General features: G+C 55.1%; 10 protein-coding genes. 8 read left to right on the forward strand and 2 right to left on the reverse strand.

Going from position 1 to position 15,648, the window contains the following annotated elements:
• Positions 1–34: 34 nt before the first annotated feature.
• Together arsB and AC1RN6_RS16980 are read right to left on the reverse strand one after the other, a co-directional pair.
• Positions 35–1,105, reverse strand: coding sequence for an ACR3 family arsenite efflux transporter (gene arsB, locus AC1RN6_RS16975; protein WP_493006618.1), 1,071 nt, complete (start codon positions 1,103–1,105; stop codon positions 35–37).
• 29 nt (positions 1,106–1,134) lie between these two features.
• Entirely contained in the window at positions 1,135–1,431 is a 297-nt protein-coding gene (locus tag AC1RN6_RS16980) for an ArsR/SmtB family transcription factor (RefSeq protein ID WP_493006619.1), read from the reverse strand.
• A gap of 54 nt (positions 1,432–1,485) precedes the next feature.
• Between AC1RN6_RS16980 and AC1RN6_RS16985 the strand changes: the two genes are divergently transcribed.
• The 8 genes from AC1RN6_RS16985 to AC1RN6_RS17020 all read left to right on the forward strand — a co-directional run bounded on the left by AC1RN6_RS16985 (position 1,486) and on the right by AC1RN6_RS17020 (position 15,637).
• Positions 1,486–1,671 (forward strand): hypothetical protein, encoded by a 186-nt coding sequence (locus AC1RN6_RS16985; protein WP_493006620.1) that lies wholly within the window; start codon positions 1,486–1,488, stop codon positions 1,669–1,671.
• A gap of 670 nt (positions 1,672–2,341) precedes the next feature.
• Positions 2,342–3,796, forward strand: a complete 1,455-nt coding sequence (locus AC1RN6_RS16990) for a ShlB/FhaC/HecB family hemolysin secretion/activation protein (protein ID WP_493006621.1) — start codon at positions 2,342–2,344, stop codon at positions 3,794–3,796.
• Positions 3,797–3,821: 25 nt separating this feature from the next.
• Complete coding sequence (locus tag AC1RN6_RS16995) at positions 3,822–10,922, forward strand: two-partner secretion domain-containing protein (protein ID WP_493006622.1); 7,101 nt, start codon at positions 3,822–3,824, stop codon at positions 10,920–10,922.
• Positions 10,919–11,212 carry an immunity protein CdiI family protein gene (locus tag AC1RN6_RS17000; protein WP_493006623.1) on the forward strand — a complete coding sequence of 98 codons (294 nt, stop codon included), beginning with the start codon at positions 10,919–10,921 and terminating at the stop codon, positions 11,210–11,212. The genes AC1RN6_RS16995 and AC1RN6_RS17000 overlap by 4 nt, the downstream gene beginning before the upstream one ends.
• A 17-nt stretch (positions 11,213–11,229) precedes the next feature.
• A complete protein-coding gene (locus AC1RN6_RS17005; RefSeq protein WP_493006928.1) occupies positions 11,230–13,410 on the forward strand; it encodes a hemagglutinin repeat-containing protein in 2,181 nt (726 codons plus the stop codon).
• A gap of 1 nt (position 13,411) precedes the next feature.
• Positions 13,412–13,912 (forward strand): DUF2247 family protein, encoded by a 501-nt coding sequence (locus tag AC1RN6_RS17010; RefSeq protein ID WP_493006624.1) that lies wholly within the window; start codon positions 13,412–13,414, stop codon positions 13,910–13,912.
• 85 nt (positions 13,913–13,997) lie between these two features.
• Positions 13,998–15,389, forward strand: coding sequence for a hemagglutinin repeat-containing protein (locus tag AC1RN6_RS17015; RefSeq protein ID WP_493006625.1), 1,392 nt, complete (start codon positions 13,998–14,000; stop codon positions 15,387–15,389).
• Complete coding sequence (locus AC1RN6_RS17020; protein WP_493006626.1) at positions 15,386–15,637, forward strand: hypothetical protein; 252 nt, start codon at positions 15,386–15,388, stop codon at positions 15,635–15,637. Before AC1RN6_RS17015 ends, AC1RN6_RS17020 begins: the two co-directional genes overlap by 4 nt.
• Positions 15,638–15,648: the final 11 nt, after the last annotated feature.

Raw genomic sequence — 15,648 nt, forward strand, 5'->3', positions numbered from 1 at the left:
GCAATCGGAGATGTGTATTCCGGCAAACAGCCCGTCATGCCGTGGCTTCGTACCAGCCGCGTGTGCGGTTGACGACGCCGACGATGAGCAGCATCAGCGGTACTTCAATGAGTACACCGACGACCGTTGCCAGTGCGGCGCCTGATTCGAAACCGAACAGGCTGACGGCTGCCGCAACCGCCAGCTCAAAGAAATTGGATGCACCGATCAGCGCTGAGGGGCCGGCGACAGAATGTTTTTCTCCGGCCATGCGATTGAGCCAATAAGCTAGCGCTGAATTGAAGAGCACCTGAATCAGTATCGGTACGGCCAGTAAAGCGATAACCAGCGGCTGCCGCACGATCGCGTCGCCTTGAAATGCAAATAGCAGAATCAACATCAGCAGCAGCGCGGCAATTGACCATGGCTGAATGCGGGCTATCATCCGGACGAAGACGTGCTGTCCCTGCCGCAGCATGGCTTTGCGCCAGAGCTGAGCAATCAGCACCGGCACCACGATATAAAGCAAAACTGATGTGAGCAAGGTTGCCCATGGAACGGTGATGCTCGATACTCCCAGCAGCAAGCCGACCAGCGGCGCGAAGGCAAATACCATGATCAGATCGTTCATGGCGACTTGCGACAACGTGAAATAAGGATCGCCGCCGGTCAGGCGGCTCCATACGAATACCATTGCAGTACATGGCGCTGCCGCGAGCAAGACCAGGCCAGCGACATAGGAGTCAAGCTGATCTGCCGGCAAGTAGGCCGCAAACCAATGGCGTACGAACAGCCAGCCGAGAAATGCCATCGAAAATGGTTTTACGGCCCAGTTGATGAACAGCGTGACGCCAATACCGCGCACGTGTCCCTTTATCTGGTTCCAGGCCGCGAAGTCGATCTTCAGCAGCATGGGAATGATCATTGCCCAGATCAACAGGCCGACCGGCAAGTTGACTTTGGCGATTTCAAGATGGCCGACCATGGCGAAGCCTGCCGGAAACGCTTGCCCTAGCGATACGCCGATGACGATGCAAACTCCCACCCAAAGGGTCAGGTAGCGCTCAAACAAACTGAGCGGAGCTGGAGTCTCACGCACAGTACAACTTGAGATTGGTGTCGACATGAACGTACTCCACAAACCGATGATTGATATCAGCAGCAGGTTTTGCCGCCGCAGCAGTTTTCTGTCAGGAAGGCGATCAGGCCGTTCATGGTGTCAAAGCTGGCGGAATAGATCACAAAGCGGCCTTCCTGGCGTGAGGTCACCAGCCCGGCGTGCGACAACTCTTTCATGTGAAAAGACAACGCTGAAGGAGTTACCGAAACTTGCTCGGCGATCTTGCTGGCAGCCATCCCTTCAGGGCCGGCTTGCACCAGCAGGCGAAATACGGCGAGACGCGATTCTTGCGCCAATGCGGCAAGCGCTGCGATGGTGTCTTTGGTATCCATGAGATTCATGTCATATTAATTCAATGATTCAATAATACTTTAAATATTAAATTGATGCGGAAGTTTAAATATTTCGACAACCTGCAATGGCTCGTCCGCTATCAGTCCGGACGGTGGACTGCGTTGGGCATCACGGCGTTGGGGAGTCTGACCGCAGGCCGCGTCGAGTTGGTCATCACTGAGCAAGGCGCCGGTGTGCGGCGTGCCGGCGCCATTTATGCCAACGTGGGCGGCCGGTAACGGCGATTTACCTCAATTCAGCTATACAGATACTGTTCAGGTAGACGCGAGTTGTTTATTTCAGAAATATTAAATGCGAGCTAGCCGTCAAAAAGTAATCCATCATTTTTACGATTACTACCATTTCTGCTCATGTCTTAGCCCTCAACATACTAGTTAGTATATTGTTTTGTTAATTTAAATGCATTGATGTCATTTTAATTTGAATTTTTTTCAGAAAAATAATTGATAAATGACAATAAAAATAATGCGAGTTGTTGTATTTTTTGTGTTTCTTCACAAAAACTAACATTCCCGTAAATCAGGAATGTGATCTGCCTATAAAATCCCGCCCGGCAACAAATTCAAAAAACAAATCAGAAATTTCCGGGGTGTGGTTTTGCATTATCAGAATAAGAAGTTTTTCTACGGCAAGTGTTTCGCGAGCTTTCTTCTAATCGGCACGGTGCACTTTAGTGCTGTTGCTCAGACGGTTCAGACATCCGAGAGTGAAGAGCAACGTCGACGTGCTCGTGCTGAAGCAGCCGAGCGCGAGCGACTGGCGCGCGCCCCTAAAGTTGAACTGCAGACGAGCGAAGCTGCTCCGGATTCGCTGGCGCTTCCAACCGAGTCCTCCTGTTTCGCCATCGACCATTTCACTTTGCATGTTCCTGAACAGCTGCCCGCGCCGATGCGTGCATTGGGGGCCAGTGGGCTATCGCAAGATCCTTTTCGGTTCGCACAAGAATATCTGGAGCATTACACCGGCGCCTGTATCGGCAAGGAAGGTCTCAATCTGATCGTCAAACGTCTGACGGCGCTGATTCTCTCCAAGGGGTACAGCACGACGCGCCTGGGGATTCCGGCGCAGGACTTGTCCAGCGGCACGCTGACGTTGACCTTGGTGCCGGGCGTTATCCAGGCCATTCGTTTTGCCGATCCCTCTCTGTCCGGTACCTGGAAGAACGCCTTCCCGACCGGCCCCGGCCAACTGCTTAACCTGCACGACATCGAGCAAGGGCTTGAGCAGATGAAGCGGGTGCCGAGCCAGGACGTCGATATGGAGATAGTCCCTGGTGCCTTGCCTGGTGAAAGCGACGTGGTGATCACCGTCAAGCGCGTCAAACCGTGGAAGGTAACCGTTTCTCTGGATGATAGCGGTGCCAAAGGCACAGGCAAATTGCAGGCAGGCGTGAATGCTGCGCTGGATAACGCGCTCGGCGTCAACGACCTCTTCAATTTCGGCATCAATACCGATGCCGATCGCAAGGGCGAACAACGCGGCACTACCGGCGGCAACGTCTACTATGCCATTCCCTACGGCTATTGGACCTTCTCGGTCTATGCCAGCAGTTACGACTACCACCAGCAAATCGCAGGCTTGTACCAGACCTTCGTGTCCAGCGGCAAATCGCGCAGCCTCGAGTTCACGACACAGCAGCTGTTCTATCGCGATCAGTATCAAAAGCACAGCTGGCAATTCAAGGTAGGGAAGCGCTGGAGCCATTCCTATGTCGACGACACCGAGCTTGAAGTCCAACGACGCAATACGACCTTTGCGGAACTGGCGTGGGTGCATACGCGCTATATCGGCGATGCCCAGCTCAATCTGACGCTGGCCAATCGCTGGGGCGTCTCATGGTTCAACGGCCAGCCGGACCTGGAGCCGCGCCTGCCCGATGCGCCGACCTATCGCTATACCTTGCAGACGCTCGATGCCAGCCTCTATGCGCCATTCAAGCTATTTGGCCAATCGTTCAACTATATCGGCGCCTTGCGGGCGCAAGCCACACGCTCCGCGTTGTTCCAGTCGGAACAGTTCTCTATCGGTAACCGATATACCGTGCGCGGTTTCGATGGAGAACAAACACTGGCCGCCGAGCGCGGTTTCTATGTGAGAAATGACCTCGAAATGCCAATGGCCCAGAGCAACCAAGCTTTGTATGTCGGGCTTGATGCCGGACGTGTATTTGGACCCAGCGCCCAATACCTACTGGGTAACAAGATGGTCGGTGCAGCGGCAGGTGTACGCGGTGGCGTCGCCGGCCTGCGTTACGACGCATTTCTCAGTTGGGCATTAGTGAAACCGGATGGACTCAAGACCGCCACACCCGCAGCCGGCTTCAGCGTGAGCTATCAGTATTGATTAATCAAGCAAGTCTAAGAAGAGAATGAACAAGCAAGCTTACCGCGTCATCTTCAACGTGCGTCGCGGCGCACTCATGGCAGTCGCAGAGAACGTCTCCAGCCTGGGCAAGAGCCCATCGGAAAGCGCCGGTGCAGGCGCCATGGCATCTCCGGCGAGAACTGGTTCGATGTGGCTGGCGCAACTGGGCGTGATGATTGCCGTCTTGTTCGGCGGCGTGACAGTGGTGCACGGGCAGATCGTTGCCGATCGCAACGCCGCCAGCCGTCCGGTCGTCGATCAGTCTGCCAACGGCAAGCCCGTGGTGCAAATCGTGACGCCCAACGCCGCAGGCGTTTCGCACAATCGCTACGACCAGTTCAACGTGAACCAGGGCGGCGCCATCCTGAATAACTCGGGTACGGTGACGCAGACGCAGCAGGCCGGCTACATCAACGGCAACGCTGCGCTGGCCAATGGCAGTGCCCGTCTGATTCTCAACGAAGTGACCGGCGCTTCCCGCAGCCAGCTCAACGGCTATATTGAAGTCGCCGGGCAAAGAGCCGAAGTCATTGTCGCCAACCCCAACGGGATCTCCTGCAGCGGTTGCGGCTTCATCAATACCAGTCGCGGGGTACTGACCACCGGCGTACCGGAATTCGCGGCAGACGGCAGCCTGTCGAATCTGCGCGTGACGCGCGGCGATATCACGATTGATGGCGGCGGTTTAAACGGGGCGGCAATCGACCGCGTCGACCTGATTGCGCGCAGCGTGCAAGTCAACGGCCAGTTGTGGGGCGATCAACTCAACGTCGTGACAGGCGCTAATCTGGTGAACTATGCCAACCTCGGTGTGCAAGTGATTCAGGGGCAAGGCCTTGCGCCGACGGTCAGCATCGATCTGGCGCAACTGGGCGGGATGTACGCCAACAAGATCCGGCTGATCGGCACGGAAGCCGGCGTCGGCGTGCGCAGCCTCGGCGCCATTGCCGCACAAGCCGGCGACATCAGCATCGACAGCAGCGGCAAAGTCACGCTCAACGGAAGCACCACAGCAAGCGGCAATATTGCGATCAACAGCCAGGGTGATGTCAGCAACGGCGGCAACCTGTATGCGCAGCAGGCGGTACAGGTCAATGCGGCGGGCAGCGTCAGCAATACAGGAGTACTGGCGGCGCAGACGGATGTCACGGTGCAGGCGCACGACATTGCTTCTTCCAATTCGATCGCAGCCGGCGTTGATGCGTCCGGCAACGCTGCTGCCAACGGCAACCTGAGCCTGACGGCGACGGCAGGCATAGACAACACCGGCGGCAATCTCTACGCGAAAGACACGCTGACGGTGCGTGCAGGCGCAGACCTGACCAACGTCAATGGCGTGATCCGCAGCGGCAACAGCGTTGACGTTGCCGCGACCGGCGCATTGACAAACATCGCCGGTCGCATCGAAGCAAACGGCAGCACGGCCGCGCTGACACTGGCAGCGGCAAGCCTCGACAACAGTGGTGGCCGTATCGCCAATAGCGGAACCGGCCTGACGCAGATTGACGGCGGTGCGCAGATCGTCAATGCCAATGCAGCCCGGGTGGCGAATGGCGGCGTCATCGGCGGCAACGGCAATGTGCAGTTGCGCGCGCTGGCGATGAACAACAACCTCGGTGGGCAGATCAACGTCGGCACCGATCTCTCCTTGCAGTTCGCGACACTGAGCAACACCGGCGACATCAGCGCCACCCGCGACCTGATCATTGCGGTGACCAACGGCTTCGCCAACGCCAATACCGGCACGCTCAACGCCGTGCGCAATCTGAGTCTGACAGCAGACAGTGTCAACAATCAGGGCCTGATCAACGGCGGCGCGACGACGGTGGTGCGCGCCACTACGACGCTCAACAATACCGGGCGCATCTACGGCGAAGACGTGGCGCTGGGCGCGCAAACCTTCACTAATAATGTCGACCCAGCGACCAACATTGCAGGCGTGGTGGCGTCCCGCAACAGCATGCAGATCGGCGCAGCACAGGTAACCAATAGCGAACATGCGACGCTGCAAAGTCTGGGCGACATGACCATTGCCGGTGCATTGGATGGCAACAATCAGGCTACAGGCAGTGCAACAAGCATCATCAATGAGTCGGCAACCATCGATGCCGGTGGCTCCTTGAGTCTGAAGACGGCTTCGCTGATCAACAGAAACAACCATTTCAGCACGACGGTGCAGGATGATCCTGCGTTGACCAAGCATGTGACGGAGTACGCCTATTGGGATCAACCTGATGTCTGGTACACGGCGGACCGCGTGACGTGGAGCGATAGTGGTGACGGCGGGATTGTGCTGGTGCTACCGAATGGCGACCGGTTTGAAAAATTCTACAAGCGTGATTACACGGAAGTAGTCCAAAAGACCGTCGTATTGAACAGCGACCCGGGGCGTATCAGCTCAGGCGGCAATATGCTGTTATCGGGCAACGTGACCAATGATAAGAGCATGATGGTCGCGGGTGGTACTTTGAGCGGCTCGGTGGGCGCGATCAACAATATCGGCGCCAGCGGTCCGCAGACAACAATCTGGCACATGACCGGTGGAGAGAATTACTACCACTGGGTCGATGGCCATCCCCATCAGAACCACTACACCTACAATCAGGGTGGGGCCGCTTACGACAACGTGCAGGCATCGACCACGATGGATCTGTCGGTGGCGAGTGTCCAACAGAATACTGCGCCGACGGGGATTAACAATGCTGCCGTCCGCGCAGGAACGCCGAACGCCGGCAGTGGCGTGACTCCCGGGGCATTGCCTGGCTTTGTGCTTCCCGGAAACGGTTTATTTCCTCAGGTCACCCGGCCCGGCCTCAACTACCTGATCGAAACCGATCCTAAATTCACCAGCTATAAAACCTTCGTCTCCAGCGACTACATGCTGAGCCGCCTATCGCTCGATCCACAGACGATACAAAAACGTCTGGGCGACGGTTTTTATGAACAGAAGATGATCGGCGACCAGATCACCGAATTGACTGGCAAGCGCACGCTGACTGCTTACGCCACTGCTGAAGATCAATACAAGGCCTTGATGGACGCCGGCGTGGCGACTGCCTCTCGCTTCCAGCTCACGCCGGGCATTGCACTGAGCGATGCGCAAATGGCAGCGCTGACGTCCGACATCGTCTGGTTGGTGAACAAGCAGGTGACGCTGCCTGACGGCACGCAAACTCAGGCACTGGTGCCGGTGGTGTATCTGAGTCGGGTAGGCAATGAAGACATCGCCTCCTCCGGTAGCCTGGTCTCCGCCAAAGACATCAACCTGACCGTCAACGGCAGTCTGAACAACGGCGGTACGCTGCTGGCCTCCAACAGCATGATCGTACAAGCTGCCGATATCAAGAATACCGGCAGCATCCAGAGTTCGGATGCTGCGGGAACGGTATCGTTGAGCGCCACCAATGACGTCGTCAGCAGCGGCAGCATCAGCGGCAATCGCGTCGGCATCCTTGCCGGGCGCGACGTAACACTGGAAACCACGACGGCGTCGAATATGGCGACCGATGGGCTTAACACCAAGATTGATCGGGTCAGCAGTGTCAATGCCGGGCAGCTTGCAGTACAGGCAGGGCGTGACGCCAACCTGATCGCCGCAGCCATCAACACCACCGGGGACGCCAGCATCGTCGCCGGGCGCGACCTGAATCTGACTACGGTCAAGACGCAAGACAGCTACAACGTCACCTTCAATGCCGACAATCACTTGTACGAGACCTCAACGCAAGTGTCCGGGACGGCCATCGGCACAGGTGGGGCGCTCACGCTTGCAGCGATCCAGGACGTGAATGCCCAGGCCGCCTATGCCAATGCAGGCGGCGCATTGCAAGTGGCGGCAGGCCGAGATCTCAATCTGGGGACAGCGCAAGAAGAACGCAGTATCGACCAGGCGATTTACACCACGTCGAAAGGATTCATGGCGTCGTACACCAGCCGTTCGCAAAGAAATAACGATAGTACGAGCAATGTCGGCAGCACCCTGTCCGGCGATAGCGTCCAGGTACAGGTCGGCAACAATCTCAACGTCGTGGGCAGCAACATTGTCGGCACCAAGGATGTTTCGCTGACTGCTGCCAACGATATCAACATCACCACGTCTCAGGACGTCGACCAGCGCTATTTCAAGAGTGTCGAAACAAAATCCGGATTGATGACCGGCAATAACAGCATCAGTGCCGGCAAGCAGACCAAAGGTCTGGAACAGACTCAAACGTCGGTTATCCATAATTTGTCTACCATCGGCAGCGAAACCGGCAACGTCACCATCCAGGCCGGAAGAGACGTCAGCCTGGTCGGCACGCAATTGCAGGCGGACAAGAACGTCAGCATTTCCGGCCGCAATGTCGACATCAAAGCTGTCGTCGATACGCTGGATACCCGTACGCTGGCGTACACCGAATCGACCGGCATTCGCCTTGGCGCCAAGAGCAACGTTACGGACGCCGCGATGGCCCTGCGTGCAGCAACCAGCAGAGGGCAGGAGGTCAGCGACCCGCGCTTGAAAGCCCTGTACGCGGCAAAGGCGGCTTATGCAGCCAGAGACCTCGCGCAAATCATCGAAACCGCGCAGAAATCTCAATCCGGAAGCGGCGGCTTGTCCGGACGCGTTTCAATCGGCATTGGCACCACACGTGAAGAAAGCCTCAGCGTGACGCATGTCGATACAGTGCAGAAAAGTCAGGTTGCTGCCGGCGGCGATCTGAACATCACGGCGCGCGGCGACGCAACGCCGGATCAGGGAGACATCCATCTCAAAGGCAGCACACTCGCCGGTGACAATATCACCCTCGACGCCAAGCGCGACCTTGTCTCTGAAAGCCAGCAGGCCGTCAGTCATACCGAAGACAGCTATCGGCGACTGGACGCGGAAGCCGGGCTGTATGCAGGCGGCACGATGGGCGGCAACGGTGGCGCCAAAGGTGGCCTGGGCATCTATGGCTCTCTCGACTATCGACAAAGCTCGACCGAGCTGACCAATGTCACGCACGTAGAAACGACGATTGACGCCAACAAGACTCTCACAATCAAGACTGGTCGCGATGCCACGCTGACCGGCACCGTCGCCACAGCCGATCAGATCAAAGCCGCGATAGGCCGCAACCTCACGCTGACCAGCGAGCAGGACACGGATAGCTACCGTCAAAAACAAATCGGCGGTCAGATCGAAGGCCGCTACGCCTTCGGCAACGACAGCGGCGTTTCCGGCAGTCTGAATTACAGCCAGACCAGCAGCGACTACAAGAGCGTGCAGGAGCAAACCGGGCTTAATGCCGGTCAAGGCGGCTTTGACATCAGCGTCGGCAATCACACGCAGTTGAACGGCGCCAAGATTGACAGCCAGGCCAGTGCAGACAAGAACCAGCTCACCACCAATACCCTGGGTCACACCGATCTCAAGAACGAAGCAAGCTATAACGCTGTCTCGGCCAGCGTGAGCTTTGGCAATGGCAGCGGTGGCATGGGCGGCGGCGCAATGCCCAGCTTGAATCCTCTCGATTCCTTATTGCCTGGGGTGGGAGTGCCGACCAGCGATAGCAAGGACAGCACCACGAAGAGCGCGATTGCAGCCGGCACCATCGTTGTGAAGAGCGATCAGGCAAGCGGGCAAGACAGCACCAAGGATCTCAGCCGCGACACGGCCAATGCTAACCAATCGCTGGAACGCATCTTCGATGCAAAGAAAGTCGCAGAACAGCAGGAAATGGGACGCGTGTTGGGAGAGGTCGGCAACCGTGCCATCGGCGACCTGAGCAAAGCACTGAACCTGAAAGACGGCAGTCCGGAAAAGATGGCGTTGCACGGCGCACTCGGCGCCTTACAAGCAAGTCTTGCCGGCGGCAATGCGCTGGCGGGAGCCGCTGCGGCAGCAGGGACGGAATGGATTGGTACGCAGATTGCAGATTACTTGGCTACTCAGCCCGGGTTGCAGCCAACAGGAGACGACATTGAAGATGCCAAACGCGCGAACCAGCGCAAGGTGATTCAGCAGTGGGCGTCATTGATTACGGGGGCGGCCATTGGCGGCATAGTCGGAGGGGATGGCAATGCGGCGCTTGCTGGTGGTGCGACGGCGTTGGATGCGGAGCGGTACAACCGGCAGTTGCATCCAGACGAGCGTCAGTTTGCGAAAGACCGTGCAAAACAATACCAAAAGTTTTTGGAAGACAAGACTGGAGAACGCATAACTACAGAAGAGGCATATCAGCGCCTGCTGTCAGCTGGTTACGCGATGGTGGACAGTGCTGCAGAGAAAGGTGGCAAGAGCGACGAATTTGCGAAACAGTTCATTGCTTCGAACAAGACCGGAGATATGTTTACTGCGACAGCTGCGGAGCGTGCCAATCCTTTCCTAGGTGGGAATGCGGACGGTAGTTGGACGCCTGAGCAGCAGGCGCGGTTTGGCGTTAAAACGCCGGGGGAAGCCGCGAGTAAGTTAGTTACTATAGCTACGGACTATTTGAATAAACCTTGCGATACAGATAAAAAATGCGGCAGTAAATTCGATGCCGTTAATAGCGCTATTCTCGCCTTGGAGGCTGCCAGGGTACTCTATCAGGATGACCCGAAAAGCGTTGTTATGATTAATCAGCAGATTGATCAATTGAAAGCGGGCATTACCAAGGATGAAATTGTTCGAGGCGCTGCACAGTCGACAAGTGATAAGAATAAAGACATTGCTTTTGCCTTGTCTGGAGGTTTAGCAAAACCAATAATCTCAGTTGCTGAAAGTAGCACTGTCAAAGCTGTGCTGTTGACTGAGTTAGAAAAAAGCGGCATTAAACTGACACCGGAGAATGTAGTCGCCGTGAGCAAATTACCGAATGGGCGAATTGTCTTTTTAGAGAAAGGGAGTTCTGATGCAGGGCTGCAGCATATTGTTGAGCAGCACGGTTATGAATTTTCTCAGATGGGAATTTCCGTCGCGGATATTCCTGATGTTCTAATAAGAGCTGTTACTGAAGGAAAACTTATTGGTTACCAAGGAAAAGGAACTGGCCGTCCAATTTACGAGTTGGTAATAAATGGAAAGCAAGAACAACTTGCAATTACCGTCTCAAAAAATGGCTTTATTGTAGGCGCGAACCCCCGAGGAGGTACCAAATGAAATCAATAAAATTGATGGCCGATTATGGATGTCATCCGTTATGGAATATGTCCGTTGGAGAATATGGGGATATTGATCCTCATCTTTTATCTATTTCTAAAGAATTGGCTGAAGAGCTTGATTTGTGGGCAGCAGAATTCGATGCGACTCTTAATGCTGATGATCCCGCTCGGTCTGGTTTCAAAACAATTGAAGATGAACTTTCATTTAAAAAAAGAGGTGCATCCTTAGCAAAACAACTACAAATAGAATTGGGTAGCGAGATTCTCATTCGATATAAATACGATTAAAGTTCGTAACGGTACGAATCGCCAAACGACTTGTCTCTGAAAGCCAGCAGGCCGTCAGTCATACCGAAGACAGCTATCGGCGACTGGACGCGGAAGCCGGGCTGTATGCCGGCGGCACGATGGGTGGCAACGGCGGCGCCAAAGGTGGCCTGGGCATCTATGGTTCCCTGGATTATCGACAAAGCTCGACCGAGCTGACCAATGTCACGCACGTAGAAACGACGATTGACGCCAACAAGACTCTCACAATCAAGACTGGTCGCGATGCCACGCTGACCGGCACCGTCGCCACAGCCGATCAGATCAAAGCCGCGATAGGCCGTAACCTCACGCTGACCAGCGAACAGGACACGGACAGCTACCGTCAAAAACAAATCGGCGGTCAGATCGAAGGCCGCTATGCCTTCGGCAACGACAGCGGCGTTTCCGGCAGTCTGAATTACAGCCAGACCAGCAGCGACTACAAGAGCGTGCAAGAACAAACCGGGCTTAATGCCGGTCAAGGCGGCTTTGACATCAGCGTCGGCAATCACACGCAGTTGAACGGCGCCAAGATTGACAGCCAGGCCAGTGCAGACAAGAACCAGCTCACCACCAATACCTTGGGTCACACCGATCTCAAGAACGAAGCAAGCTATAACGCTGTCTCGGCCAGCGTGAGCTTTGGCAATGGCAGCGGTGGCATGGGCGGCGGCGCAATGCCCAGCTTGAATCCTCTCGATTCCTTATTGCCTGGGGTGGGCGTGCCGACCAGCGATAGCAAGGACAGCACCACCAAGAGCGCGGTTGCAGCCGGCACCATCGTTGTGAAGAGCGATCAGGCAAGCGGGCAAGACAGCACCAAGGATCTCAGCCGCGACACGGCCAATGCTAACCAAACGTTGGACAGGATTTTCGATGCCAAGAAGGTAGCTGAACAACAGGAGCTTGGACGTGTGTTGGGAGAAGTGGGTAATCGTGCGATTGGCGATTTGAGCCAAAAACTTGGCTATAAGGACGGCAGTCCGGAGAAGATCGCGTTGCATGCCATGTTGGGCGCTTTGCAGGCGGGTCTTGCTGGGGGGAGCCCGATTGCGGGTGCCGCTGCAGCCGCAGGCACGGAGTGGATAGGCACGCAGGTAGCTGCGTATCTGGCGAATCAGAAAGATCTTCAGCCGACAGGAGATGAGACGGAAGATCGCAAGCGCGCCAGCCAAGTCAAGGCGATTCAGCAATGGGCTGCGCTGGTTTCCGGCGCTGCTATCGGTGGCGTGGTCGGTGGTAACGGCAATGCTGCGTTGGCAGGTGGGGCAACGGCATTGGATGCGGAACGGTATAACCGGCAATTGCATCCAGATGAAACAGCGCGTATCAAACAGCTTGCTAACGGCGATGCAAAAAAAGAAGAGCGGCTCACGGCTGCGGCTTGTGCAGCCGTGCAATGTTGGCAGGAGTATTCACCAGGTACACCGGAGTATGAAAACGCTGCGGCTATGGCTGCTTGGGGAAATAGGCCAGAGCTGCAAGCCGAACGGGACCAGATTGACGCAGAGAAAAAGAATGGGCTTTTTGCCTATTCCGCGACGGACTTCTTGAAGGATCGCATTGAGCGGGCCAAAAATACTGTTGTGCAGGCGGTAAAAGACGCTGCCAAGCTAGCCTCTGCAATTGCTCGAAATGGTCCTAACGCGTTGCCGCAGACCCCACCTGATTTACCGGATGACTTCAATCAACGTCCACCAAGCGGCTCAGCAGGTGCGGTCGTGACACCGCCGATTCCTGTCTGCGCCCCGGGAGGCTGTGTACTGAGTCCCTCTATTATTGTTCCAGTCAACGGCTATGCCTCCACAGGGAGTAATGGAGATGGAAAAAATGAGGCTGGTGGTACGTCTAATAATAAGGATAATGTTGAGAATAATACGAACATTTCTGATGCGATTATCAATGCAGACCGTGTTGGGAGTGGCTTGAAAGATGACCCTTCTCATAGGGCAGCTAGCTTCTTGTCGAAAGAACAGCTTTCCAATGGACAAATGTTCCCTTTGCGAGGGGGAGACGGTGTAGATCGGACCCTGCTTCAAGCCACCGGGCAATTAAATGGGAAAAATGGGATTTACGAATATATCTATGATTCGACAGGGAAGGTGACGCATCAACGTTTTATTGAAGGGGGGACGGTCACTGGTCTCCCTAATCAACGAGTTCCGAAGGCTCCTTAATATGCATTTAAAACCAATTCCAATTTTATTCGTTCAACAACATATTTCCCTTTCATGGGCAGAAATCCTTTGGGGGTACGATCATCACTTTATAAGTTGGATGGATATCGTGGAAGTTGCGAAAAATCGTTTGCAACTGAATTCAACTGAGTGGGAATTTGAATTAGCCTCCTTGTCCAAGGAGAGCGTATTTCGCGTGGGTGAACTGATCCAAAAAATAGTGGACTGCGAGCTAGAAAAGTCAAATAAAGACTTAGGTGAAAGATGGCTTTTTCTAATATTGGCATGGGTTTTTCAAAATAGAGATTCCATAAACGATCCCTTAGGTGTGGTGGAAAATATTTATGCGGATTTTGACTATCCTAGTGAAATAGAGAGTTTTGTGCGCTATATGCCAGCGTCGAGTGACTATGATCCAAGTCAGCATAGTTCTCAAGATAACGAACTTAGATTGTTTAAGAATTGGGAGAAATATTTAAATGCCTATGAATTAACGCGTTGATTTTTTCGCGAATTGACCTTTTCTAATTTATACCGAGTCGACCGGCATTCGCCTTGGCGCCAAGAGCAACGTTACGGACGCCGCGATGGCCCTGCGTGCGGCAACCAGCAGAGGGCAGGAGGTCAGCGACCCGCGCTTGAAAGCCCTGTACGCGGCAAAGGCGGCTTATGCAGCCAGAGACCTCGCGCAAATCATCGAAACCGCGCAGAAATCTCAATCCGGAAGCGGCGGCTTGTCCGGACGCGTTTCAATCGGCATTGGCACCACACGTGAAGAAAGCCTCAGCGTGACGCATGTCGATACAGTGCAGAAAAGTCAGGTTGCTGCCGGCGGCGATCTGAACATCACGGCGCGCGGCGACGCAACGCCGGATCAGGGAGACATCCATCTCAAAGGCAGCACACTCGCCGGCGACAATATCACCCTCGACGCCAAGCGCGACCTTGTCTCTGAAAGCCAGCAGGCCGTCAGTCATACCGAAGACAGCTATCGGCGACTGGACGCGGAAGCCGGGCTGTATGCCGGCGGCACGATGGGTGGCAACGGCGGCGCCAAAGGTGGCCTGGGCATCTATGGTTCCCTGGATTATCGACAAAGCTTGACCGAGCTGACCAATGTCACGCACGTAGAAACGACGATTGACGCCAACAAGACTCTCACAATCAAGACTGGTCGCGATGCCACGCTGACCGGCACCGTCGCCACAGCCGATCAGATCAAAGCTGCGATAGGCCGTAACCTCACGCTGACCAGCGAACAGGACACGGACAGCTACCGTCAAAAGCAAATCGGCGGCCAGATCGAAGGCCGCTATGCCTTCGGCAACGACAGCGGCGTTTCCGGCAGCCTGAACTACAGCCAGACCAGCAGCGACTACAAGAGCGTGCAAGAACAAACCGGGCTTAATGCCGGTCAAGGCGGCTTCGACATCAGCGTCGGCAATCACACACAGTTGAACGGCGCCAAGATTGACAGCCAGGCCAGTGCAGACAAGAACCAGCTCACCACGAATACCCTGGGTCACACCGATCTCAAGAACGAAGCAAGCTATAACGCTGTCTCGGCCAGCGTGAGCTTTGGCAATGGCGGCGGTGGCAGCAGCGGTGTAAGCGGCATGGGACCCGCGCTCCCGAGAAGCATCCTGCCCGGCGTCGGCGTTCCCACCAGCGACAGCAAGGACAGCACAACGAAGAGCGCCGTTGCCGCCGGCACCATTGCCGTCAAAAACGACCAGGCCACCGGGCAAGACAGTACGCAAGGACTCAGCCGCGACACGGCCAACGCCAACCAATCGCTTGAACGCATCTTCGATGCAAAGAAAGCTTGGTATCGTCAACAATGGCGGGATGTAGGTATAGGTGTGTCAACGTATGTTCCTAAATCACCAATTCCATCTTGGCTTGGTGGGATCGGATCGGGAATTATTCAAGAAACCTCTGGCGGTGCGGCGCAAACGGTTTTGGAGAAAAAGAAATGAAATCAAAATTAATTTTTGAATTACGACGTTGGATTTATTTTGTAGTTTTATTTTTTATCGGAACAGGATTAGTTGTATTTATTGGGGAAGTTTTAGCAGGGCCTTTGTTGCGCTGGCTGTTTTACGACATCCCATATACTTTACCTACTATGAATCGAGTAGCGCGATTAATTCTATTTGTCATTTTTTGTAGTTTCTTTACCGGCACCGTAACGTGGTATTACGAAAAACGCTCGTCAGGTAGATAGTCTGCCAATTT

It is taken from the genome of Herbaspirillum sp. GW822-FHT03A08 (assembly GCF_058801885.1).

What these genes read in the sequence shown, in the direction of transcription:
- AC1RN6_RS17015 (WP_493006625.1), top strand. Translation starts at nt 13,998, where the DNA reads ATGGCCCTGCGTGCGGCAACCAGCAGAGGGCAGGAGGTCAGCGACCCG.
- AC1RN6_RS17000 (WP_493006623.1), top strand. Translation starts at nt 10,919, where the DNA reads ATGAAATCAATAAAATTGATGGCCGATTATGGATGTCATCCGTTATGG.
- AC1RN6_RS17010 (WP_493006624.1), top strand. Translation starts at nt 13,412, where the DNA reads ATGCATTTAAAACCAATTCCAATTTTATTCGTTCAACAACATATTTCC.
- AC1RN6_RS16985 (WP_493006620.1), top strand. Translation starts at nt 1,486, where the DNA reads ATGCGGAAGTTTAAATATTTCGACAACCTGCAATGGCTCGTCCGCTAT.
- AC1RN6_RS16980 (WP_493006619.1), bottom strand. Translation starts at nt 1,431, where the DNA reads ATGGATACCAAAGACACCATCGCAGCGCTTGCCGCATTGGCGCAAGAA.
- arsB (WP_493006618.1), bottom strand. Translation starts at nt 1,105, where the DNA reads ATGTCGACACCAATCTCAAGTTGTACTGTGCGTGAGACTCCAGCTCCG.
- AC1RN6_RS17020 (WP_493006626.1), top strand. Translation starts at nt 15,386, where the DNA reads ATGAAATCAAAATTAATTTTTGAATTACGACGTTGGATTTATTTTGTA.
- AC1RN6_RS16990 (WP_493006621.1), top strand. Translation starts at nt 2,342, where the DNA reads ATGCGTGCATTGGGGGCCAGTGGGCTATCGCAAGATCCTTTTCGGTTC.
- AC1RN6_RS16995 (WP_493006622.1), top strand. Translation starts at nt 3,822, where the DNA reads ATGAACAAGCAAGCTTACCGCGTCATCTTCAACGTGCGTCGCGGCGCA.